Raw genomic sequence first — 21,940 nt, 5'->3', positions numbered from 1 at the left:
GATTTATTTGTTCCTGTGCATCGCGTTTCCCCAACGCACTACAGCAGGAACACATATCATGAAAAAGTCGATTGCCCTTTCAAATCTGCGCCGGTCGGAACGTAACGTTCGGAAGACCTATCCGTTTGCTGATGTCCAGTCTATGGCGGCTGATATCAGGGCGCGAGGTTTGCTCCAAAACCTGATCGTTATTCCGACCAGGGACGATGACGACACCTTTGAAGTCGTTGGCGGCGGGCGGCGTCTGGCCGCTCTGGAACTCCTGCGGACCAAAGGCGAGATCGACGGGACTTACGCCGTCGATTGCGCGGTTCGAGAGGCTGACGAGGCCGAAGAGGTGTCGCTTGCGGAGAACGTCCAGCGAGTGAATATGACGCCTGTGGACGAGTACCGTGCGTTTGCCGCGCTCTTGGAGCAGGGCAAGACAGCTGAGAACATTGCCATCCGCTTCGGACTCCCGGTGCGTGCGGTCCAACAGCGTCTGAAACTGGGGCGGCTTAGCCCACGTCTGCTGGACCTGTTCCGTGACGGCAAGATCGACAAGGAAGTGTGCGAGGCGTTCACGTTGTCCGACGATCACGCCATCCAGGAGCGTGTTTACGACGCGCTCAAGCAGTCTCATTCGCTGCACCCCTATCATATCCGGAAAGAGTTGGCGCAAGAGCGGGTGCCGGTGACCTCCAAGCTCGGGACCTTTGTTCGCGCGGACTACGTGGCGAAGGGCCTGCCCGTCACCGAGGACCTGTTCAAGGAGGATGGGACTTATCTGGACGACCGCACCGCCGCCTTGGAGATTGCCACCGAAAAACTGCGGCGGGAGTGCGACCGGCTGGTCGCCGAAGGCTGGGCATGGGCGAAGCCGATGCTGGAATACGATCATGCGGTGTTCGCGTCGATGCGGAGCACTCGACCGGACCAGGAACGTCAACTCACGGCCGATCAGGAAGACGAGCGCTTGGCTCTGGTCGTTGCGCACAACGAGATCCTCTCCCGCTATCACCCGGAACTCACGGTCGGCAGGCCCGGCGGCGCTGCATCCGTGGAGGATGATGCAGAGTTGGAGGACGACGAAGATGAGGGGGACTACGAGGAGAGCTTCGATGAGGGCGACGAGGACGCTCCCGAGATTCCGCAGGAGGACCTCGACCGCATGGCCGAACTCAAGCGCCTGATTGCCAGGATCGATGCGTCGAAGGGGCGGTTCTACAGCGCCGAACTGAAAGCCAAGGCTGGGGTCTTCGTGCTGATCGGCAGCGACGGCGACTTCGATCTGCGCGAGGGCTACATCGCTCCGGACGCGGTTGGTGAAGGCGAGGCCGCGAACGCGCCGTCCGCTGGCACGCTCATGCAGACCGGTTCCGATAGAAGCGCGAGCAAGCCTGCGCGAGGGCCGTATACGGCGGCTCTGGTCACAGACCTGGAGGCTCACCGGACCCAAGCCTTCCAGCTGGCTCTTGCGCAGGAACCGCAGTACGCGAAGAGCTATCTGATCTATACGCTATGGGTGAAGCTCTCCATGCGCTGCAACATGGCGGCGGCGTCGAACCTGTCGGGGCATTTTGAGCGGCTCTCGGGGAGCGTGGTGAAGATGGGCGAGACGCCCGCTGGTGCTGCCCTCGCCAAATTGCTCGACGCCTTCAAGAGCATGATCGAACCGGAGGACGGCTACAGCGGGCGTGAAGCGTTGCCGCTGTTTCGGACGATCCACAGCCTGTCCGATGCGGACAAGGACGCGGTCCTGGCCGTGCTGTTCGCGCAGACCATCAGCGTCAGCCTGTCCGAGCATGGCGGAAAGCGGGATGACGTGGTTGAGCATATCGGCACCGAGATCGGGTGCGATCCGGCTCGCACATGGAGGCCAACCGCGCCGGAGTTCTGGTCGCGCGTGTCAAAGGGGTTCGTGCTGGACGAAGTGGCCGTGGTCGGCAAGGGGGTGCAGACACTCGCCCCCGCCAAGAAGGCCCAGATGGTCAGCACGCTCGACCGTTGGTTTGGATCGCCCGACGCCATCATGCTCTCGGAACTTGGTCCTGTCGCCGCCGCCGCCGATGCCCCGATCTCGCAGGATATGGTGGCGGGCATCCAGCAGTGGCTGCCGCCCGGAATGGCGTTCGCTGCCGGGGAGGAAGAAAGCAGCTTGGTGACCGGCGCGGACGAGGAAGCCGCCTGATCTGAGTGGCGCGCGTGACCACGCGTCGCGCGCCCTCCCCCGCCACCGCGAAAGCGAGAATACCGACATGGACACCCAGATCACGATCTCCGACAAGGAAGCGGCCAGCCTTCTGGTCCTGCTGCAATTCCTCAAGACCAGCTCGGCAGCGCCCGAAGAAAGCGAGTTCGACCATCCGGAGGGCTCCCTCGACGATATCGAGATCGAACGCCTATGCCAGCGTCTGGAAGGGCATCGGCAAGCCATCGCCGCCGATATTCAGCGCGTCGGTGTTCCGTCGTCCGACACCGACGCCAGCATGGAGGAAATTGAAGAAGGAAGTAATCCGGTGCCCTATATCGTCCGGGTTCGCGCCAGCATCGGCGCGGACTATTGCGTGCTCGCGTGCAGTGCTGCGGAGGCCGAGCGAAAGGCTGAACGGATTGCCCGCATGGACGACTGGTCTACTCGCATCTCCGACAACGACAGCAGCATGGACAGCTTTGCCGTGATTGACAGCCAGCGGGAGGGTGAGGGCTGACTTCGCGATGTGCGCGCGAAAGGCGACGGAAACCGACGTCTTTCGAGTGGGACGGGTCGGCGGATGAATCGCTACACTTCCAGCCCGTGACTTCACACGGGAGCCGACCATGGCCGCTGGCAGCAACACGACCATTGCCAAGATAAGCGGACGAGCAAAGCCCAGCGCGATGGCGTGCCCACGCTGCGGCAGCACGCTCAACGGTGTCACCGAGACCCGCACCCAGTCCGACAACAGCATCCGCCGCAAGCGTACCTGTGCCAGTTGCCGGGGAACCTGGATGACGGCCGAACGTGCGCTGAGCCCCGGTCCGGGAGGCGAGCGCACTCAGCTTGGGTTGCGGACCTTCACAGGCCATGACCCTTGCCCAGCTCCCGATCCGCATACTGGTCCTGTGGCTCCATTGGCGCTGTTTCTGCCTTGGCTGGAAGACCATGAACGCGAGCTTCTGCTTCTCTCCCGCCAGCTCCGGCCTGAGGACCGCCGCGTCCTCAGGGAGCTGACCCGTTCGCTCGGGGCCGGGGCAGCTGCCGAGGCACTGCCGAATGGGGGCGGCACTCAAATCGACCAATATGTGGAAGACGTGGGTGTGTAAGAAGTGACTGCCGCCACTTCGTGATTGTTAGAGTCGGACGCCGCAGATAATTGTCGGGGTGCGACAATAAAGAAAGATCAGTATTTTGCCCTGGTGAGTCATCATCTCTTGAATGATGCGCTCTGTAAGATTAACGTGGTCGTCAAGAGGCCTAAGTCGCACAGGGTGGGCCATGATCCCTATCGTCATTCAGACCGACCGCTTCCCGGTGGGGAACATCGAGGTCTATGGGCGCAAAAGCAACGCCGATCTGATCAGCACAATGGGCGGTGATGCGACCGTGAACGCAATCAACTGCATCACCCAGGCCCACGCTACCGGTAAGCGTGGCCGCCACCTTGCTGCGGCCTGATCGCCGCGATGCGCGTCTGAGGCAAACATGAGCCGTCGTCAACTTCGTCCCTACCAAGTCGAGGATCGCGAGAAGATCCTGCGTGTCCTCCGGCAGCGCCGCCACCCGCTTTACGTCTTGCCGACGGGCGGTGGCAAGACCACCACATTTGTGGAGGTCGCGGAGATCGTGTCGGGGGCTGGCTGGCCGACCTTGATCCTGACCCACCGGTGGGAACTTCTGAGCCAGGCGTCTCAGACGCTGCATCGCCTGCGGCTGCCGCACGGGCTGATCTATCCCGGCCGCATGCTGGCGCAGGAGGATGTCTATGTCGCTTCCATCGACACGCTGGCGTCGCGCCTGGACAACTATGCGCCGTTCCTGACGAAGATTAGGCTCGTTATCGTCGATGAAGCGCATCACGCCGTCTGCGGAAAGTACATGCGGGTCTTCGATGCCTTGGATCGAGCCCTGCGTCTCGGTGTGACAGCGACGCCGTTTCGGGCAGACGGCACCGGGCTTGGACTCGTGTTCGATACGGCGGTCGAGGGGCCGAGCATGTCCTGGCTTACCGAGCAGGCATACCTCGTCCCTGTCGACATCTATGCCCCGCCCCTTCACCTGGATCTTCGCAGCGTCCGGATCAGCTGTGGCGACTATTCGACGTCGGAATTGGAACGCATTCTGAACAACCCGGACGTCACCGAGCCTGCTGTGCAACAGTACGCTCGCCTCGCCTCCGGTCGCCCCGCGATCTTCTTCTGCGTCAGCCGCGCCCACTGCGTCCACGTTGCGGAGCAACTCACGAAGGCCGGGTACGCGGCGGCGCCGGTGGACGGAAAGATGCCGGAGGAAGTGCGCATCGCCCGGCTTAAGGGACTTGCCGACGGAACGTTGCAGGCGCTGACCAGCTGCGAGCTCGTTTCCGAGGGCACCGATGTACCAAATGTCGAAGTCGGGGTCATGCTCCGCCCAACCAAGAGCACTGGACTCTTCCAGCAGCAGGGCGGCCGGTTCACGCGGCCATCCGTTGGAAAGGTCAGGGGCATTCTGATCGACATGGTGGGCAACACCCTGGAGCACGGCATGCTCGACGAGGAGCGGGCATGGTCTCTTGACGGCGGCCACGAGCACCGTGACGTCACACCCGTTCACCGCTGTCGCAGCTGCTTTCGGGTTACGCGTGTCGACGATCGTCGACAGCACTGTCAGGACTGCGGGGAAGCCTTGCCGGCGCGCAAACTGGCGGCCCTCTGTACGCCGGATGACGGCAAGGTGAATCGGCGCAGGGTGATCGCGTCGATGTCGGACGATCAGCTCAAGACCGGGGGCTATCGCACGTTGATGCGGCTCGCCCGCTCCGTCGATGACCTCGAACGGATCGCTCGAGCCAAGAACTACCACCGCGGCTGGGTGCGCTATCAAGCGAAGGAGAAGGGGCTCGCGGCCTAGAGCCCTCGGGAAAGACGGTCAAAACCGACGTCTTTCGCCAACGCGCTGCTGGTGCCCAGTCCGTCATAATGGATGTCATGACCATGAGAGTTTCGAAAGTGCCCTTCCCCACCCTCGCCGAGATCGAACGCAATGTGATCCATTGCCCCGCCGAATGGGTTCGCGATCACACCCCGGTGACCGTCGCCACCATCGACGGTCCGGCCCATCCCCGCGTCGTGTTTGGACACGGCCCGATGGGTGTGTGCCTGCATGAGATCGCCGATGAAACGTGGTGGCTTGTGTTCTGGCGCGATAACGGACGTCTGCTGTCCTGCTGGGAGGATATCCACCAGGCGCAGACCTTTGCCGATACGCTGATGCGGGTTCCCTACATCGACGAGATGCTGGCCGGTATCGACAGCCCGTCCGGCAATCTGCACCCCTGGCTGATCGGCCTGAAGACTGCGGTGATGCAGTTGTCGCTCAACGGCGCGGCCGCCCTCGATCCAACCACCAATCGGCCGGCGCAGCACTTCGAGAACCGTCACTGCACGTAATGCCGTCTGGAGACACCTCATGCCGCCGGCCAACGACAACAAACCGAACACTCAGTCCAAGATGCTCATCGGCGTCCTGCTCGGATTTTGGCTCGGGGTGGTCCTGTCGTACTTTCCGCGCCTCGTTTGATCGGCCGGCGGTGGAGCGAACCCGCCGACCCGGTCGAGCCCGAGCTTGTCCCGATCAACTCCGAGCAACTTCCGCCACGCCCTCCCCGCTCTTGACACGGACCCGCACGATGCCTCGCTTAGCCATCCTCATCGCCGCAATCATGGGCGTCGCCGCTGTTCAGCCAGCGTTGGCCCAGCAGCAGCTGCCACCGGCGGCGGCGGAAATGCGCAAGGGCTATGATCGCAAGGCCTGGGGTGATTGGGAGCCTGTAGAAGGGTGCCTGACGACGCGGCACGCGGTGCTGGCCGCCACATCGCTCGTTCAGCCGAGGCTCCGAAACTGCAAGGTCGTAGCGGGGCTCTGGCGGGATGCCTGGACCGGGGCTGAAATTACCGATCCCAAGAACACGGACATCGATCACGTTGTGCCAGTTCAGGAAGCGCACGACTCCGGAGGGTATCGGTGGGAGACCGCGGTCCGACATCGGTTCTTCAACGACCTGGAGAACCTGGTTGTGACCGGCCGCGAGATAAATCAGCGAAAGGGCGCCTATGGTCCCGAGGCTTGGCTGCCTGAAGGGGAGACCGAACGGTGCTTCTTTGTCCGGCGCTGGATCTACATCAAGCACAAGTGGCAGCTCACCGCCGATGAGCGGGAACTCCAGGCACTGCAAACAGTCCTTCAAACGTGCCCCGTCGACCAGCAGGTCTCCCGAGGGGGCAGCCCAAACCCGACGGCTCCTATCACAGGATCAGAACTCTATCGCTGATCTTAGAGCGCCTAACAAAACGGGGATTGGGCTGTTGGGAGGGGCATGGCTGCACCTCTCGTCTCCGATGCCCTGTGGGCACTGATTGAGCCCTTGCTCCCGCCGGAGCCGCCTAAGCCGAAAGGCGGGCGGCCTCGGCTGGACAACCGCGCGGCGCTGACCGGTATCCTGTTCGTATTGCGCTCCGGCATTCCCTGGGAACTGCTGCCGGTGGAGATGGGATGCGGTTCAGGCATGACCTGTTGGCGCCGGCTGCACGAATGGCATCAGGCCGGCGTCTGGGAGCGGTTGCATCGTTTGCTGCTCGACCGGCTCGGCTATGCCAACGCCATCAACTGGGAGCGGGCTGCGGTGGACAGCGCCGCCATCCCGGCAAAAAGGGGGGCGAGGAGACCGGCCCGAACCCGACGGACCGTGGAAAGCCGGGCTCCAAGCGGCATATCCTCGTCGATGCCAATGGCATCCCGCTCGCCTTGAAGATCTCTCCCGCCAACCGGCACGACAGCAAGCTGTTGGAGCCGTTGGTCGATGCGGTACCGGCAATCCGCCAGTGTGCCGGCCGGCCACGACGTCGTCCGGCCAAACTGCACGCTGACAAGGGCTACGACTTTGCCCACTGCCGGCGGGCGTTGCGCCGCCGCGCGATCATTCCACGCATCGCCCGACGCGGCATCGAGAGCAGCGAGCGCCTGGGACGGCACCGATGGGTGGTCGAGCGAACCCTGGCCTGGTTTGCCCGCTTCCGCCGTATCGCCGTCCGTTATGAACGCCGAGCCGACATCTTCACCGCCTTCCACCACATTGCCGCCGGCCTCATCTGCTGGCGCTTCGTCCAGAGATGGTTCTGTTAGGCGCTCTTAGGGCATTCGGCCCGAGTGAGCGATTCAGCAGCGCGCGCCCAGACGGCCCCCGCTTGGCCGCACCGCAGGATCGATGGGCGTCGCACAAGGACATCGAATGACCAGCATAATGCCGCCCGATCGCACCCGCACTGGGACTTCAGGCCCGTCCGTGGTAACGGTCGGAAACATGACCTCGACTTCGGACACGACGATGCCCAGAGCAGTTAATGCGGCGATCATGACCAGTGAAGCCTTCGTTTGGTGGCTGCACACGATGCAGTGGACCCACTCCAAGGCGGCGCAAGAACTGGGTCTCAGCATGAGCCGCATCGACGAGATGCTGCGAGGCGCAAAGCGTGGCACGAACACGCCCACGACCATCCCCGCCTACATGTCCTTGGCTTGTGCAGCGCTTGCGGAGGGACTGCCGCCGTTCGCGTGGGACGAGAAGAAAGGCGTGATGCCGCCCGAGGATTTTGAGCGGTGGCGGGCGGAAATGGGACAGGAGTTGGAATTGGGCAAGCCCGTTCCCTTCCGGCAAATCGCGGCCATGCTTGGATTGAGCAGCGTTGAAACGCCTGCGTACTGGGCGCGTGGCGTGCGCCGGGATGGGAAGCCCGCGCCAATCTATCGTGACCGTGCCCTGGCTCTTAATGCGCTCCTGCATGGCGTCATGCCATGGACCGCGGAGCGCTAAGCCTAGGAAGAGTGCCTTGATGCCGCTCGCACTTGGCCAGAGATGCTGTGCGTCGCCGACCTGCACCGGGAAGCTGCCCGTGCGCCGGTGCCGGTCGGGCGGCCTAGCAAAATCTTGAAATTCCCTTGAGCCCGGCGGTGATCGCCTGAAGGTCATCCGCGGCGGGCTCTTGGTCGTCGCTGCGTAGTTGCGACATTGAGTTTAACCGGGATCGGAAGAGCTCAACCTCGTTAGAGCCTTCGCCAAGTCGATCAGGCTCCTGCGCACGGACAGGTCGCTGATGGTGTAGTAGGCACGGACCAGCTCCAGAGTTTCGCGCTTGACCATCGGATCCGGCTCGTAGGCGGTGCCGGAGTGCTCGCCGATCACTGCTGCGCCGTCTTCGTCGACCGGGGCCGCCGCAACATGAGACGGCATGTCATCGAAGAAGAAGGACAGGGGCACATCAAGCACGCGCGTTAGATAGAATAGGCGTGACGCGCTGATGCGGTTCGCCCCGCGCTCGTATTTTTGTACCTGCTGAAAGGTGAGACCAATGGCCTCCCCCAGTTTTTGCTGACTCATACCAAGAAGGGTTCGACGTAACCGGATGCGAGCCCCAACATGCGCGTCAATCGGGTTGGCTCCCTGCTTCTTGCGGCCGCGGGTCTGCTTCGGCTTGGTATCGTTGCTCATCGTAGGTGAACTCCTTATGCAGCGGCTGCAGTGGGCATTTGGAAAGGTGACACTGGGGCTGTGGTAAGGCATGCCGGATTCAGGAGACCGGCGCCGGGCGATGCACTACCTGGGATCATCGCCCACCCGGCCGGGAAGGCTACCTCGTGGCCGAAGTAATCTAGTCGGTTATGCGCCTCCAAAGCGGCCTTGAAGCCGCGCGCGGCGACACTGCCGAACTCACAGATGGGGCCGAGAGGGCTCAGCTTCACAGTGCTGTGCATACTCATTGCTTCTGACGGGGGAGGTCGCCAATGGCTTCACTCCACTGGTCGTCGAGGCCAAAATAAGAGATATCTGTTAACGGGTCAATGAGCGATATCGCTTTAGCGCGGCGATGGATAGAGCGCTTCGGAGCGGCCCAAAGCCCTTTCCAAGAAGTATGTTGAGGAAATGGGCCTCGGTTTCGCCATCGGCGCTTTGTGACTGCATCGCCCCCAATGCTCAGCATTGAAGAGGATCGGGAAGGTTATGTCGGGGATGCGCTGGAGAAGGTGCTGGTCAGTCGCGGGGTCAAAGTCCACGAGGCTAGGAATGACGGCGAGTAGCGGCTGGATGGCTCTTTGGCAGTTGATTGCCCAGGTCAGCGGAAGCGGTGGTATGCTGTCGGCACCTTGAAAACACTCAAGCGCACCTGACCAGAAAGACGCAAACAGAATGTCAGTCTCAAAGCCCATGGGAAAGCAGTTTTCGAGGCCTGCATTCGGCACGGCACGGTCACAGAGCAGCCTCTCTCAGGGCGGCGTGCGGCCGGCGAGCCGAGTGAATGGAACGGCACAGCAGAAACAAGCTCAATGGCTTGCCCGTGCAGCTGACGCGGAGCGTAGTGGCGATGCGGTCGAAGCAGAGTTGTGTCGGCAATACGCCGAGCATTTCTTTCGCGTGTCACGAGGACAGGAATGAGGGGCTCTGCGGAGAACGGAGGCAGCATAGCCCGGGCGTAGAGTGCAAAGCACGGCAGACGGCACTCGCCAAATGGACGACATGCTGTTCGACCGCGACGCAGTTGATTGTGCCAGGTGATCCAAGAGCTTTGCGTTGCGTACTTCGAGCCGACAGGGGGCCCACCTGCTTCTGTCCGCCCTGCCCTTCAGTGCCGACAGTTTTCTCAAGGGCGTCGCCAAGCGGTGAGCCTGCGAGCGGACAGCCCTCATAGCTGAATAAGTCAGGTTCGATTGCTACCGAAGCAGGATCAACGGTCTTGAAAATCGGTGCTGCCCGCCGGGAGCCATCGCCGAGCCGGCAGTACCCGCGCTCCAGTTCCTTTTGAGTGCTGAACCCGAAGCCAATGAGTTGCGCCCGACAGTTCATAGGTCTTCATAGATCGTCGAGGCGGCGTTTTACCCGACGTCGGGTAAAAACCTGAGGTCCGGGAGGCACGGCTTGCCTCCGGCACCGCCCTCTGCCTTAAGCCGCGCAGCATCGCACGCGCATAGGTGCGACCGGACAGGTTCAAAGTCGCACTGGCTCGTCGAGGCGACGTTTTACCCGACGTCGGGTAAAAGTCGGCCAGCAAGGGCGGTGCGGACGCTTGGCAGGCATGAGACATCTCAACTTTCCTCGGTTTCAAGGACGCGGCCGGATGTCGTCTGTCACTTAAGGGCGGTTTTCAGAATGCACTGAGGCGGTTTGCGATGATGAGGATGGCGGTAGCGAGCAATGAGAGGACCAGCCGCCCGAGCCTATCCTGATGCTTGATCAAGGAGTTTGTTTGCGAGCAGTCAAGCGGAGCTGTGCTCAACAATGCAGTCAGCCCCACCGAAGTCTGAGCCTTGGCCTCTGCGGGCCATGCGGGTGTGCGGCCTAGTCCCGTGGCGGAAACAGCGCCAGCAATCGTCGGCGCTGTCATACGCTACGTCGGCGTAGAGTCTGCTGATGGCAGTGCAGACGACTTGGCTCAAGCACAACAACTCTACAAGAACTTTAGTGTAATGGACGTTGGCGCGTGAAAGGACGACTAATGATGTTTGACAAGCCAAGCCACGGTAGCGCCAGCGAAACTAAGAACGATGATTACAGCAATCGTTTGAATTGTCCTAGCGATCATGTTGCACCCGAAAACCTGATCCCGCCATGTGAAGGCGGACGGTCGCTGTTTGGCTCTTTGTGGCACGGTGTCTCCGCAGTAAACTGTGACTGACGAATTCGGATACTAGTGTATCTCGATACGCATGTCAACTCGATGGGGTGAAAATGGCACGATTGAGCCGCTTAGAGAGTATGGCGAAGACTCGTGAGACGTTGCTTAAGTCAGCGGTGGAGCTTTATCTGAAATTTGGCTTTGACCCGATAACAGTGGACCAGATCGCGGAGCATGCGGGTTATAGCCGGGGTGCTTTTTATGCTCACTTTCCATCAAAAGATGCGATCTATCTCAAGATCGCTCTTGATGAATCTGCCAAGGTTGAGAAGAGTCTAATTTCTATTATTAGAGAATCAAATTCACGCGATGATTTAATAAGAAATATTTGCGAATGGACGGATCGGGGCATAGACAAAAATGAATTTAGCCACCTTATTGTAAAAACTCTCTACAATGCAAAGAGTAATAGCTTATTGTCGAATGAGGATTTTTCTAAATTACGATCGTTCTGGTGTCAAGCTGGCGAGGCACTGACCAGATTCTTTCCCGACAGTCGTCTGCCGGGCACGCCAGAGGAGATTGGAGCAACTATACTTCTTGTGTTGGCTGATGGCCAGTTCGTTGAGCGAGCAGGAGGTCCAAAGACAAGCCGACTACTGCGACTGACGTTAGAAGCATTTCTACGTTGACTGTATTGTCAATGCTATAGGTGTGGCTTATAGAGTAGGGTTCTGATCTGTTAGTCGCTATGTAGTCCAACAAAGTGCAGCGTGGCAGATGGAGAAGGTACCGGACCCTCAAACTCGAATTACCGGCACTTCGTTAGGGGCGGTTTTTAGAATGTACTGAGGCGGTTAGCGATGATGAAGATGGCCCCTGCTGTGAGCAGGGCGTGGATGATCCGCCCCGACCGATCCTGTCGTCGATCCAGGCGCTTGTTCGCGAGCAGCCAAGCGCAGCCGTGTTCGACAACGCATCGGATTTTGCCGAGCCCGGAGCCGTGGGGCTCGCCGATCTTGCGGATGTACGGTTGAATCCCGTCACGTAAGCAGAGCCAACGATTGTCGGCACTGTCGTAGCCTGCGTCGGCGTATAGCCTGCCGATGGCGGCGCAGACCACCTGAGCTAGGCGCAGCAAGTCCGGGAAGAGCTTGTTGTCATGCACATTTGCGGGCGAAGGGATGGCCGCGAGCGGTAGTCCATCAGTTGAGACCACAATGTGAAACTTGGTCCCGGGCTTGCCGCGGTCGGTCGGGTTCGGTCCGGTCAATTCACCACCGTGCTTGGCCCGTACCGAGCAGCTGTCGACCACGACGTCCCAAGCGGCAGCGTCGGGACCGGAGCGCACCATGCGGACAAGGACGGCGTGAACTCGCCGAAGCAACGCAGTCCTGTGCCACTCATCCAGACGGCGGCGCAGGGTCGAACCCGACGCACGCCCGTCCGCCGCCCGCAGCTCGCGCCATTGGACGCCCTCGCGCAGGAAGAAGCGGAGTGTTTCGATGACCTCCACGGTGGACATCGGCGGACGCCCAGGGCCGACAGGCCGATCCTCGATCCGGTCGATGATGCCCGCCACCAAGTTCGCAACTATCGGTCCCATACCTGCCTCTCTGTGCCAGAGGCACAGGAAACCGACAGCAGATCAGTGGGTTTCCGGAGGGGTTTCATCGTATGCCAGGTTCTGGAAACCGCCTCTTAGCGGTTACCGCGGGCTTGCGGGTCAATCAGCACCTCGTTCGCGGTCGTACCACGACCGGAAAGCTGCGGTGGCCTCTTCCCTTCCCTATCCTTTTGGCGAGGAAGAGGAGACGGCCCCAAAAACTCCCCTCCGTTTCCTCGTGCCGCAATCACAAGGCCGTCGCTCAGGGAGATGGTGCCTAATTAGCAATTTTTGCCAGGTCGGCTGGGGGCGGCCGCCTCGCGTATTACGCCTGCGCGCGCGGACCGGAATGCGGACAGCTTCGTTATGCAGAGCGCGCCAAAGCTCACCGCCCTGCCCCATTTCTAAATACGCGTCACTGTTCGGTCGCGGGTGTCCTCGTTCGCCGTGGACGGTTTTGGGTCGATCATCTGCAAGAACGGCTTGGAGCCGACCCTGACACGCCACAGCATGTAGCAGTGGCTGCAGTCGCGTCCGTCAGTGCCCGACCAAGTATAGGGCCAGCCCGGATATCGGGATGCGTCTGCCATGGCAGAAGTTGAACGATAAAGTCATACGGTCACCTGCAGCGTGGTCAATGGTACAAAACCATGGCGGCATTTTGGGGCCGCCGCAGTAACGCTCGCAGGGACTGCCGCTCTTAAACCAGCGTCATGTCCAGCCATCGGGTGCCGCTGTCTCCCTTGTTCTTGATGGCTATGATGGAGCTTTTGTGCGTCTGAATGCCCTCTAAGCGTCGGGGTTCGACTTTCAGCTTTTTGGCGGCGCGATCCAGAAAGATCGGGTCGACGCCAAGCACGAACTTTGTTCCCATCTGTGCGAGGATCTCGTCGGGAAAGTCCGTCAGGTTCTGTGATGAGAGGATCAGACCGAGCCCGAACTTACGTGCCTCTCGAGCCCATACGCTGATGATATGATCAGCCTCAGGCGACACAAATTTATGGCTTTCGTCGAGAAGGACGAACATGACGGTCTCTGGTTTCTGACCCTCTCCTCGGGCCGCTGCAAAGATGTCATCCAGAATGAAATCGACCGCCATCCTCTGGCCGTCGGACGAAAGCGCTGACAGATCGTAGCGCCAGATCGCTGCTGCTGGATCGAACTCGTATGTATCGGCTCGAAACAGTCCGGAGCGCTCCAGATTGCAGATCCGCTCGTAACAGCTTTGGAGGACCTCCTTGTTCCCGTAGCGGAACAGTGCGCTGACCTCCTGGCCATCGGACATACCTTCAAGGAACCGCTCGAACAGCTCACGGCATCTGTCCTTGAGCTTGTCGATGTCCACGCTGGTCTCCTCGCCACGGATCTCCTTCTTGATTGCGCGATCCATCGAGCGCAGCTTGCGGCTGAGATCGTCGAGCGCGGCAACGGTTTCTGAACTGGTGCCCAGAAACACCTGGGTCATCTTGCGCTCCATGAACCACTTGAGCGTCTTCACGGTGGGGTGTCGCTTGGGCATCTCAGGATTACGCCGGTCATCATAGCGCAGGTTCCACGTTTCAGGCCGGTCAGCGTGGAAGCCGAGGTAGGCGTAGAGGTCGAGTAGGATGTTGTGGAGGGTGTGCTCCTGCTTCGAGCCGAGCGGCCGGCTGGTCCGGCTGATTGTCTTTAGGAAGGTTTCGATGGCCCGAGTGACGCCACCGTAGTCCGGGTCCTCGCGGACGGTGAGAGGGTTCAGTCCTAGATCGGACGTGGCGCTGAACCGGAATGAGTCCTCGCCCGAAACGCCCATGTCACCATGGGGATCGAGGACCACGAACCTGATCCGCGAGTTGACCAAAGACATGCCGGCCATAAGCCGGCGCAGGCGGGTGGTCTTTCCCGACCCTGATGGGCCGATCACCGTGAAGTGGGAGTTCATGACCTTTTCGGAGTCCCAGAACACTGGAATCTCTTCCGGGCCTTCAGCCGGCTTATAGGTGCCGAATTTGATCCGCACTGCGCCCACTCCCGCTACGTCCGTTCGCTGTACGGGGCGGATAATAGAGATATCGCGTTGGGTCGCGCGGCTCCGAAAGACGCTGAAATCCGGCGTCTTTCTACGGACCAGCCGGCGTCAACTGTTCGCATACGACGGTGCGTGGGTTGGGGCAGGGGGACCGTGCCCAGCTGTGAGCCGTGCACCCTATAGCTCAGACTTTACCCGACGTCGGGTAAAAGGTGAGGGGCGGGCGCACCGCCCCTTTCCACCCGTTTTTACCCGACGTCGGGTAAATGGTCGCCTCTACGAGCTATGGACAGATCCCGCGCGCCCAACGAGCGCAGTCACTCCCCGATGATTCCGGTGATCGCATCTCGCAACCGCCGAAGATCGTCCACATCGTCAGTGGACAGGTCCTCGGATCGAATTTCCTGCTTGGACAAGCTGGTCGCCATGGTGCGCCACTGCTTTCGGGCTCTCTCAATGGGCGCAGCCCTAGGCGCCGTCGCGGCCTCGGGAGCAGAGTTGTCGTCGCCCCGGGAAGCGGCCTTTGCTTTGCGAAGCTCTGCAACGCTCGCGCCGTTCTTGACCATGTCCCAAAGGCGCATCGTCACGGCCTCGTCGTCGATACCAAGAAGCTCCGACAACGCCGACTTCGAAACCTCCTTATGAATGGCCTCGTACTCGACCAGGACGGCCGAGGGGAGCTTGACGATGTTCAGCAGGCGGGTGACCTCAGACTGGCTTTTACCGATAAAGCGCGCGAGGTCCTCTTGGGTTAGCTTCTCTCCCTTAGCCAATGCGCGCTCTTGCAGTCGCACGAGACCGAGACCGCTCTCGACGGGCGTGAGGTCGACACGTTGAAGGTTCTCGACAAGAGCGGTAACCTCCACATCCTCCCGGTCCGACACGATGATCGCGAGGATGTTATCTCGCCCGAGCAGTTGGTGGGCTCGGAACCGGCGTTCGCCGGCCACCAGCATGTAGCCACCTTCAGCACGCCGGCGGATCAAAACTGGCTGCTTCAGACCATGCCCGTCGATGCTGGCTGCTAGGCCAGCGAGCTCGGCTTCATCGAAGGTCTTCCGCGGCTGGTTCGGATTTGGGTGTATGTCCGCGAGCGGGACCTTGTTGATCTCCGGAAAATCGGGATTTGTAACGCGGTCAAGGTCGATCGATGCCGCTGCGAGACCGAATGCCGGGTTGGTGTTAGCGAACTTCTTAGCCATTCGTCGTCTCCAGGGCAGGGGCCTTAGCGAGCAGGGCGTGTGCGATGGAGCGGTAAGTCTCGATACCGTCGGCTTTAGGCACGATGGCAAACAAGGGCTTGCCGGTCTGAACCGCCTTGGCGAAGTCTTTGCGCTTCGGGATCGGGTCCCACACCTTGATGTGCGCGCCGAACGCAGCCTGCAGATCGCCCAGGGTTTGCACGTCGATAGTTGAGCGGCGCTCGAAAATGGCTGGCAGGATCCCTAGGATCTCTATCTTCGGGTTGCCGCGCCGTTTCACGTCTTGGATGGTCTTGATGAGGTGAGGGACACCGAGCACTGCCATCGGTTCGCAGATCGTGGGGATCAGGACCTGATCGGCGGAAATAAGCGCGCTCTCCGTGAGCCCCCCCAGATGCGGTGGGCAGTCGATGATGATAACGTCATACGATGGCTTCAAAGGGGCAAGGCGTTCGCCGAGAACCTTATCGCCTTGCGTCTGGCCGAATTTCAGCTGGCCCTCGGCCTGCGCCAGGGTGATCGAGCAGCCGATAAGGTCGAAGGCGCCATCGCAAACCTTCACCGGGAAGTGCACCGGATCAGCGCCTTCATTGAGCAAGAAGTGGGTGAGGGAGCGCTGTTCGGCCTCCAACTGCATCGGGTTAACCGCGAGGCTCTGGGTCGAGCTCGCTTGCGGATCGGCGTCAATCAGCAGAACGCGCTTTCCCATTTCGGCCAAAAGGAAGGCGAGGTTGCAGGAGCTGGTAGATTTGGTTACGCCGCCCTTTTGGTTGGCAAGCGCAAGAACCACGCATGCAGTCTGGTGAGCCGGCGGATTGGACGTGACACCAAATAGCTTGTCGCTGCTGGCCAGGAGGGCTTCGCGCAAACCGGGCACGAGCTTTCCCTCAGCTGCATTCGAGTTGGCTCGAACGAAGTTGGCAACGGCCGCTGGGATCTTCTCGCCACCAGACTCCCAACGACTGATGCGGGCCCGGTCATAGCTTCGGCCGATGCCGTCGTTCAGCCAGTCCGCAAATTCGGCCTGAGATGCGCCGCGTTGCTCACGCACCGCCTTCAGCGTCAATCCTTCCATCACGCGGCCTCATTCTTCTCATAGGGTGGTGGTCTGGTCGGAGCATCGCAGGTGGCGGTATGTGCGTCAACAGCGTGCCGTCTATGCGTCACGCGTACAAGCGAAGTGCGGCAAAACGGTCACGATCACGTTTACCCTGCGGGATTCGTTTTACCCGACGTCGGGTAAACAGCAAGGGCAGCGGACATTGGCGTCCAGCCGCATCCGTGGGAGCTCAAACAGGCATCGAGCAATGAGCGATGCCACTACAGGTGCTCTGGCTGGTCACATAACGCGTTAGTAGGTTTGCGCTGCGCGTTTGTATTCTTGAAAAGTGCTCTGGCGGTTCACAGGAATGCAGTTCAGTGCGGGCACGGGAGGTACAGCGCGAAACCGGAGCCTGCCGTAGGGGCCAAGGAAGAAGGGGAAGGGAAGGGCGTGACACGGTCAGCGCACGGCGCCAGTGGGGCGATTAAGGTCCTCGCGAAGAAGCCGGTGTAACCTCCCGCCCGGCGCGGCGCGCTCAATCTAGCCTAAAGGACAAGGCCGTGCAGATTGCCCGGCTGCGCATCCACCGTCAGGTAGAAATTACGACGTTTATCGACCCCGGCCACACATTTGCTAAGCTGCGCCGCTACGACCTCGCGCGGAGCCGGTTTTGAAGGCCAGGAGAGAGCCCACGGCGCAGCTACTCTTGCGCGCGTCCGCGGTGAATGAGTCAGTTGTCCGCTTCAACCTCACTCCATGAGGCAAGACGATCAGAACGGCTTTACTGTAGCAGTCGATACGATCCGCCATGCCGGATCAGCGGCTATCAGGTGAGATGAGATCGCATTGATGTGGAGCTGACCATAGAGCACCAGGATGCTGCGGTCGCGCGCGTCCTCAATCGCCCGAGCGACGCGCTGTTCACGCAACGTCGTGATCGCCGGCGGGAGCACCGCGTGTGCGTATCGACCTGATGTCGTGGTGGAGAGCAGGATCTGGAAGGCGGCGCGCACGCGGTCCTGAACCCAGCCGGGGAGGGTGTCGAATACTTCCCGCGCTTCTGCCAAGGTGAATGGCGCGTCAGGTTGGCGGTCGTGGGCGGACGGTGGGGTAGGGGGGAGTTCCGCGAGCAGCTCAGATAGCGTCACATCCACGTTGCGCACACCCGGCCCAGGTCGGCCAACAATGGCATCGTTGTCTTGGAGAACCAGTCCTTCGCCGAGTGCCGGCGCGAGCGTTTCGTACGGATGTGCCTCAGTATCCTCTAGGAGGTTTGGCGCACCTCCCAAACTGTTTAGGACATCGGAGAAAGCACCGTTGCCGCGGCCGACGTCGTCGCGGACGCCTTCGTAGAAGACGAGCCAGCCTTCGCCCCGGCGGCGAGCGACTAGATCGGCGACGTCGCGGTAGAACTCCGGCGAAGCGATGTGGATCATGCCCTGCATCTCAACCTGGCGTGTGCCGTCCGTCAGCATTATGCGGGACAACTCCAGCGGCAGCGCGGAGGCAATCAAGGGGAGGGCAGTGAAGGTGGCAACGCCCACTCCGGCCACTGCTACAGGCACCGCGAGGATAACGGCACCGGTGATGCAAAGGACCTTGCGAAGGCAGCTTTTCATGGCGGTTACTCGCTGCTCCGGGCCGGTTCGGAGCCGAAGTAAGCTCCGGCTGCCTGCTGATCGATGATGTGACTGCCGCCCTTGCCGGCGACAGCGGCCGGGTGATGGCGAAGAGCAAGGAGGAGGGTGGCGAGGCTAATTCGGTCGGTGAACCACAGGTGCAGGGCCGTCAAGGCATATTGGATTGTCAGGCGGGGCGGGCGGAAATCGTGATCGGAGATGGTCAGCATGCAGCCTTACTCACCAGCCGAGTTGCGCTCGTGAAAGTACCAATAGGTGCCCATGACGAGGGCCACATAAGCGATAATTACGGTAGGAGACCACATGATTGCCACTTCAAGAGACCGGAAAAGAGGTGTGTCGATGTAATCGGCAAGAAAGGCGAACTCGCTAGGATTAGCCTTTAGAAATTCATGATATCTCTCACGGTTCATATGGTAATAGATTGCACTGATTGGATGGTAGATAACTACCAGAGCCGCGACCAGTGTACCCTTATTCCGTAGCACCCACGCGATCATCTTGCGTCCTCCAGTTCTGGCGCAGCATCCTAGCAGCGGGGTTTGGTCACCGCGCCGGAGAAAGACGGCGCTTTTCGAAGCCTTTCAGGCATACCGCCATGTGCTGGCGTCGGGGATGGACGCATGTAGCTGGGCAGCGGCGTATAGTGGCCCCGCGAAATGGGCAATTACGCTCCATGAAGGCTGCTGGCAGGCTGCGGGGCGTAAATGCCTTGCAGTGCACCATTGACCTGAAGCTCGCTCCGGCGGACTGGGGATCGCTCGGGTGTCCTTATCCGCAGCGGCAGCATGCGGCAGATGATTGTGCCAAGCACCTAGATTGCTCTGCCCCGCGACAGCAGGTGCCCTTGAGCATGAGCGACCTCTGACCGGAGCGGCCCCCAACCTCATCCATCGCTCTGGGTCGCAAGCAAAGTGATGGGCGTCAGGACCACGGGCAGGGGTTCAGTTCGCGCGGAGAAGAATTGCGCCGGCTTCTTGCGCTTCAACCGCTGACCGGTAATAGGCGACTGCGAACATGCGCAGCGCCGAAGGCAGGCTATCAGCCCCACGGCGGCGGTTGAGCCGCTCGACAAGGACGGCAAGGTCGGTGTTCTGGCGAGCTGCGACATCCTGAAGCGCGCCCCAGAACTCTTCCTCAAGCTCGACGTTAGTCCGCCGTTCGCCGAGGGTGAACACCATGGCGACTTTATTCGTTTTCATAGCAGCCTGCCGCCGTCGCTCGTTGAACGTAGTAGGGCCCGCCGGCGCCGCACACTAGCTGAAGCAGGCTGCGATATCCATGCCGGCGCTATCACGCCAAGTATGGTCATGTACGGCAGCGTGGCCCTTTGCCAAGGACGCTCCGCAGTGTGGGCACGACATTGGAGCTGCCACTTCGTCGTGGATCAGATGGTCGCGCCCACACTCACAAGCCTTGAACGAAATGGTCCGAGAGCGTAGCTCCCGAGCAAGCACCCAAGCTGCAGCGATAGTCGTCGCCTCGGCAGTGTTCGGGTCTCGTGATGCGAGGTGCAAATCGTGGGAAACGATGAGCGCATTCACGTCGACCCGTCGGTAGGCAGTGCTACCCGCCAAGCGGGCATAGTGGCTCAGGAAGATCGAGGCCTGACGCGCCGAGCTGGCTGTTCCCAGGAGATCAGCGATCTGCGGGAGAACCGCGGGCGAGGGCGGCGTGTCGTGAAACTGCCGGTACAACTCCCGGACCGTGTCATTGGCGAGCCCGGTGTGTAGGCGAATAACCGGCAGCGGAAACCACCGCAGGATCATGCGCGCAGCCAGATCGGCATCCGAGGAGGCAACGACAGGTCGTGGCAGTGAGGCGGCCGACATTCAGAGATGCTCCTGTGGTGCACCGGTTAAGTTGCTCGCGAGCTGGTGGAGAGCGTCCACGACACCCCGACCAAGTGGGTTACACCCCTACTTAAGAAGGGGTAGGGGTGACCCTACCTGTGAGGCAGTCGGCGCTGCAACAGAAAAATGCTCAACTTTGTCACACTTCGCGCATATTTCCGATAACGCATTGTATTTAAGGCAAAAAACGGACTTACCGGCCCGTAGGCCGATGTCGGATCTGTAAAAAATGACGGTGGAGTTGCTTCAGCAGTCGCAGAGCCAACCAGCCTTTCGGCGACTTGATTACCCCGCCGGAGGGGGTAGGGCGTTGTACCATACGGGGAGGCTGTATATAGTGCCCTCGCTTTTGAGGGCATCGCATATCAAAGATGGAATGAAATAATGAGGATACTGCTGGCAGATGATCATTGGTTCATGTTTGAATCTATGGTCCGTTTGCTTAACGAAGAAATTCCCGGAAGCGAAGTTGTGGGCGCAGCAAATCTCGACGACGCGATGAAGGTCGTTGATAGTGATAAGTCCTTTGATTTGATTTTGTTGGATTTGAACATGCCCGGTATGGCTGGTCGAGGACAGGACAGATTTTCGTGTATTGATAAGATAAAAAATATTATTCCGGATACTCCCGTCGCCATTATTTCGGCTGAGGAGGATGAAGTTATTGTTCAAGCAGCGCTATCGAAAGGTGCGGCTGGTTACATTCCGAAGTCTTTGGCAAGAAATTCCCTCGTTGCAGCGATGCAGTTGCTGGTATCTGGGATGGCATCCTATCCTCGTCCTGTGGCTCGCAGAGTAAACAAGGCTCCCGACAGCCATCTAGGAGTGCTGGGCCAGCGGGGTAGCAGTGAGGCCGTGAACCTTAGTGCCCGCGAGAAAGAAGTTCATTCTTTGATTATTCAGGGTCTTAGCAATAAGGCAATAGCAGAGCGACTGGCGGTAAAGGAAGTGACGGTTAAAGAGCATGTTAGTTCAGTATTGAAAAAGTTTGGGGCGAAAAGCCGTTCAGAGATTATAGCTGCGGCTGTCAGGTAATGAAGAGCAGGTGCAGAGATGTAACGTTGCCGCCACTTTGAACGGACGATCTGATCGTGATCAAGTTGGTGTCTCTACGGTCAGTTAATCGCAGAAACCGCACTGTGTATTGATCGCCGCTAACTCAGGGGATATAGAGCAATATGATGAAGGCCTTGTACCGCTCATTCTTCGTTTCGCTTTCGGTTGGATGCGCCGTTGTCACTTTTGACGGCGGGCGTCTCGGTGAATCGGCTTACGCAGCTGAGAGTTCTGAGCAGGTCGCTAGCGAGCCGATTCTGGTCGTTAGTGGCTCGGTCGCCGCCGGTCAGGAGCGCAGCTTCACGAGGGAGGAGTTCGAGGCTATGGGATTGTCCAGTCTCACGACGCGGACGCCCTGGAACCAAGACCCGGTTGAGTTCTCCGGCGTCAGACTGTCGACCTTCCTGAAACAGGTCGGCGCCACTGGTCGGGCTCTGCGTGTAACAGCGTTGAATGACTATGTTACGATTATTCCGGTCGAAGATGTAAAATACGATCCAATCCTCGCGACGCGACGGAATGGTAAAACCATGGCAATCCGCGACAAGGGGCCGATCTTCATCATTTATCCATTTGACGATGATAAGTCGTTGAATAGCGAGCTGTACTTTTCCCGTTGCGCTTGGCAGGCGAAGTTCATTCAGGTTGAGTGAAACTGTCAATGCTGCGACCATGGTCACTGTTGAGCACTATTAGGCTGCGCTGCAAGCCA

General features: G+C 60.1%; 21 protein-coding genes and 1 pseudogene. 13 read left to right on the top strand and 9 right to left on the bottom strand.

Translation table 11 applies throughout. From position 1 onward, the window contains the following. Positions 1-58 precede the first annotated feature (58 nt). The 9 genes and pseudogenes from ABNQ38_RS08185 (at position 59) to ABNQ38_RS08145 (ending at position 8,027) form a co-directional block, all read left to right on the top strand. Entirely contained in the window at positions 59-2,170 is a 2,112-nt protein-coding gene (locus ABNQ38_RS08185; protein ID WP_377806631.1) for a ParB/RepB/Spo0J family partition protein, read from the top strand. Between the two features lie 67 nt (positions 2,171-2,237). Next, complete coding sequence (locus ABNQ38_RS08180; protein WP_377806630.1) at positions 2,238-2,690, top strand: hypothetical protein; 453 nt, start codon at positions 2,238-2,240, stop codon at positions 2,688-2,690. Positions 2,691-2,799: 109 nt separating this feature from the next. Continuing rightward, complete coding sequence (locus ABNQ38_RS08175; protein WP_377806629.1) at positions 2,800-3,285, top strand: hypothetical protein; 486 nt, start codon at positions 2,800-2,802, stop codon at positions 3,283-3,285. Between the two features lie 172 nt (positions 3,286-3,457). Further along, positions 3,458-3,637, top strand: a complete 180-nt coding sequence (locus ABNQ38_RS08170) for a hypothetical protein (RefSeq protein WP_377806628.1) — start codon at positions 3,458-3,460, stop codon at positions 3,635-3,637. A 27-nt stretch (positions 3,638-3,664) separates the two neighbouring features. Next, a complete protein-coding gene (locus ABNQ38_RS08165; RefSeq protein WP_377806627.1) occupies positions 3,665-5,068 on the top strand; it encodes a DEAD/DEAH box helicase in 1,404 nt (467 codons plus the stop codon). A 98-nt stretch (positions 5,069-5,166) separates the two neighbouring features. Then, positions 5,167-5,607 (top strand): hypothetical protein, encoded by a 441-nt coding sequence (locus tag ABNQ38_RS08160; protein ID WP_377806626.1) that lies wholly within the window; start codon positions 5,167-5,169, stop codon positions 5,605-5,607. Positions 5,608-5,846: 239 nt separating this feature from the next. Continuing rightward, positions 5,847-6,488: an HNH endonuclease family protein gene (locus tag ABNQ38_RS08155; RefSeq protein WP_377806625.1), complete on the top strand. Its 642-nt coding sequence runs from the start codon at positions 5,847-5,849 to the stop codon at positions 6,486-6,488. Between the two features lie 45 nt (positions 6,489-6,533). After that, a pseudogene (locus tag ABNQ38_RS08150) lies at positions 6,534-7,339 on the top strand (IS5 family transposase). A gap of 106 nt (positions 7,340-7,445) precedes the next feature. Next, positions 7,446-8,027, top strand: coding sequence for a hypothetical protein (locus ABNQ38_RS08145; protein ID WP_377806624.1), 582 nt, complete (start codon positions 7,446-7,448; stop codon positions 8,025-8,027). A gap of 201 nt (positions 8,028-8,228) precedes the next feature. On the opposite strand, the gene ABNQ38_RS08140 is transcribed toward ABNQ38_RS08145, so the two are convergent. Next, the gene (locus tag ABNQ38_RS08140) at positions 8,229-8,702 is read right to left on the bottom strand and encodes a helix-turn-helix domain-containing protein (RefSeq protein WP_377806623.1); all 474 of its coding nucleotides are present in this window, start codon (positions 8,700-8,702) and stop codon (positions 8,229-8,231) included. Positions 8,703-9,398: 696 nt separating this feature from the next. Here ABNQ38_RS08140 and ABNQ38_RS08135 point away from each other — a divergent pair. Both ABNQ38_RS08135 and ABNQ38_RS08130 read left to right on the top strand, forming a co-directional pair. Then, the gene (locus tag ABNQ38_RS08135; protein WP_377806622.1) at positions 9,399-9,644 is read left to right on the top strand and encodes a DUF4167 domain-containing protein; all 246 of its coding nucleotides are present in this window, start codon (positions 9,399-9,401) and stop codon (positions 9,642-9,644) included. Between the two features lie 1,290 nt (positions 9,645-10,934). Beyond that, on the top strand, positions 10,935-11,513 hold the full coding sequence (locus ABNQ38_RS08130) for a TetR/AcrR family transcriptional regulator (RefSeq protein ID WP_377806621.1): 579 nt from the start codon (positions 10,935-10,937) through the stop codon (positions 11,511-11,513). Between the two features lie 146 nt (positions 11,514-11,659). On the opposite strand, the gene ABNQ38_RS08125 is transcribed toward ABNQ38_RS08130, so the two are convergent. From ABNQ38_RS08125 to ABNQ38_RS08090, 8 genes are all read right to left on the bottom strand, one after another. Then, a complete protein-coding gene (locus ABNQ38_RS08125) occupies positions 11,660-12,427 on the bottom strand; it encodes an IS5 family transposase (RefSeq protein ID WP_377806620.1) in 768 nt (255 codons plus the stop codon). A 700-nt stretch (positions 12,428-13,127) separates the two neighbouring features. After that, entirely contained in the window at positions 13,128-14,426 is a 1,299-nt protein-coding gene (locus ABNQ38_RS08120) for an ATP-binding protein (protein WP_136705928.1), read from the bottom strand. Positions 14,427-14,752: 326 nt separating this feature from the next. Then, a complete protein-coding gene (locus ABNQ38_RS08115) occupies positions 14,753-15,637 on the bottom strand; it encodes a ParB/RepB/Spo0J family partition protein (protein WP_377806619.1) in 885 nt (294 codons plus the stop codon). Next, a complete protein-coding gene (locus tag ABNQ38_RS08110) occupies positions 15,630-16,712 on the bottom strand; it encodes an AAA family ATPase (RefSeq protein ID WP_109153176.1) in 1,083 nt (360 codons plus the stop codon). The genes ABNQ38_RS08115 and ABNQ38_RS08110 overlap by 8 nt, the downstream gene beginning before the upstream one ends. 737 nt (positions 16,713-17,449) lie before the next feature. Then, entirely contained in the window at positions 17,450-18,298 is an 849-nt protein-coding gene (locus ABNQ38_RS08105) for a hypothetical protein (protein ID WP_377806618.1), read from the bottom strand. A 5-nt stretch (positions 18,299-18,303) separates the two neighbouring features. Next, positions 18,304-18,528: a hypothetical protein gene (locus tag ABNQ38_RS08100; RefSeq protein WP_377806617.1), complete on the bottom strand. Its 225-nt coding sequence runs from the start codon at positions 18,526-18,528 to the stop codon at positions 18,304-18,306. 735 nt (positions 18,529-19,263) lie between these two features. Next, the gene (locus tag ABNQ38_RS08095) at positions 19,264-19,500 is read right to left on the bottom strand and encodes a ribbon-helix-helix domain-containing protein (RefSeq protein ID WP_377806616.1); all 237 of its coding nucleotides are present in this window, start codon (positions 19,498-19,500) and stop codon (positions 19,264-19,266) included. Between the two features lie 75 nt (positions 19,501-19,575). Further along, the gene (locus tag ABNQ38_RS08090) at positions 19,576-20,151 is read right to left on the bottom strand and encodes a FlhC family transcriptional regulator (protein WP_377806615.1); all 576 of its coding nucleotides are present in this window, start codon (positions 20,149-20,151) and stop codon (positions 19,576-19,578) included. A 405-nt stretch (positions 20,152-20,556) separates the two neighbouring features. On the opposite strand from ABNQ38_RS08090, the gene ABNQ38_RS08085 reads away from it, so the two are divergent. Both ABNQ38_RS08085 and ABNQ38_RS08080 read left to right on the top strand, forming a co-directional pair. After that, the gene (locus tag ABNQ38_RS08085) at positions 20,557-21,207 is read left to right on the top strand and encodes a response regulator (protein WP_377806614.1); all 651 of its coding nucleotides are present in this window, start codon (positions 20,557-20,559) and stop codon (positions 21,205-21,207) included. A gap of 143 nt (positions 21,208-21,350) precedes the next feature. Continuing rightward, a complete protein-coding gene (locus ABNQ38_RS08080; protein ID WP_377806613.1) occupies positions 21,351-21,881 on the top strand; it encodes an oxidoreductase in 531 nt (176 codons plus the stop codon). Positions 21,882-21,940 lie beyond the last annotated feature (59 nt).

Source organism: Azospirillum sp. A29 (assembly GCF_042604625.1).
Taxonomy (GTDB): Bacteria; Pseudomonadota; Alphaproteobacteria; order Azospirillales; family Azospirillaceae; genus Azospirillum; species Azospirillum palustre.
This window is presented reverse-complemented; position numbering and strand designations above follow the sequence as displayed.

What these genes read in the sequence shown, in the direction of transcription:
- ABNQ38_RS08105 (WP_377806618.1), bottom strand. Translation starts at nt 18,298, where the DNA reads ATGAAAAGCTGCCTTCGCAAGGTCCTTTGCATCACCGGTGCCGTTATC.
- ABNQ38_RS08080 (WP_377806613.1), top strand. Translation starts at nt 21,351, where the DNA reads ATGATGAAGGCCTTGTACCGCTCATTCTTCGTTTCGCTTTCGGTTGGA.
- ABNQ38_RS08090 (WP_377806615.1), bottom strand. Translation starts at nt 20,151, where the DNA reads ATGTCGGCCGCCTCACTGCCACGACCTGTCGTTGCCTCCTCGGATGCC.
- ABNQ38_RS08100 (WP_377806617.1), bottom strand. Translation starts at nt 18,528, where the DNA reads ATGCTGACCATCTCCGATCACGATTTCCGCCCGCCCCGCCTGACAATC.
- ABNQ38_RS08165 (WP_377806627.1), top strand. Translation starts at nt 3,665, where the DNA reads ATGAGCCGTCGTCAACTTCGTCCCTACCAAGTCGAGGATCGCGAGAAG.
- ABNQ38_RS08110 (WP_109153176.1), bottom strand. Translation starts at nt 16,712, where the DNA reads ATGGAAGGATTGACGCTGAAGGCGGTGCGTGAGCAACGCGGCGCATCT.
- ABNQ38_RS08185 (WP_377806631.1), top strand. Translation starts at nt 59, where the DNA reads ATGAAAAAGTCGATTGCCCTTTCAAATCTGCGCCGGTCGGAACGTAAC.
- ABNQ38_RS08180 (WP_377806630.1), top strand. Translation starts at nt 2,238, where the DNA reads ATGGACACCCAGATCACGATCTCCGACAAGGAAGCGGCCAGCCTTCTG.
- ABNQ38_RS08145 (WP_377806624.1), top strand. Translation starts at nt 7,446, where the DNA reads ATGACCAGCATAATGCCGCCCGATCGCACCCGCACTGGGACTTCAGGC.
- ABNQ38_RS08140 (WP_377806623.1), bottom strand. Translation starts at nt 8,702, where the DNA reads ATGAGCAACGATACCAAGCCGAAGCAGACCCGCGGCCGCAAGAAGCAG.
- ABNQ38_RS08135 (WP_377806622.1), top strand. Translation starts at nt 9,399, where the DNA reads ATGTCAGTCTCAAAGCCCATGGGAAAGCAGTTTTCGAGGCCTGCATTC.
- ABNQ38_RS08115 (WP_377806619.1), bottom strand. Translation starts at nt 15,637, where the DNA reads ATGGCTAAGAAGTTCGCTAACACCAACCCGGCATTCGGTCTCGCAGCG.
- ABNQ38_RS08130 (WP_377806621.1), top strand. Translation starts at nt 10,935, where the DNA reads ATGGCACGATTGAGCCGCTTAGAGAGTATGGCGAAGACTCGTGAGACG.
- ABNQ38_RS08170 (WP_377806628.1), top strand. Translation starts at nt 3,458, where the DNA reads ATGATCCCTATCGTCATTCAGACCGACCGCTTCCCGGTGGGGAACATC.
- ABNQ38_RS08095 (WP_377806616.1), bottom strand. Translation starts at nt 19,500, where the DNA reads ATGGTGTTCACCCTCGGCGAACGGCGGACTAACGTCGAGCTTGAGGAA.
- ABNQ38_RS08125 (WP_377806620.1), bottom strand. Translation starts at nt 12,427, where the DNA reads ATGGGACCGATAGTTGCGAACTTGGTGGCGGGCATCATCGACCGGATC.
- ABNQ38_RS08085 (WP_377806614.1), top strand. Translation starts at nt 20,557, where the DNA reads ATGAGGATACTGCTGGCAGATGATCATTGGTTCATGTTTGAATCTATG.
- ABNQ38_RS08175 (WP_377806629.1), top strand. Translation starts at nt 2,800, where the DNA reads ATGGCCGCTGGCAGCAACACGACCATTGCCAAGATAAGCGGACGAGCA.
- ABNQ38_RS08155 (WP_377806625.1), top strand. Translation starts at nt 5,847, where the DNA reads ATGCCTCGCTTAGCCATCCTCATCGCCGCAATCATGGGCGTCGCCGCT.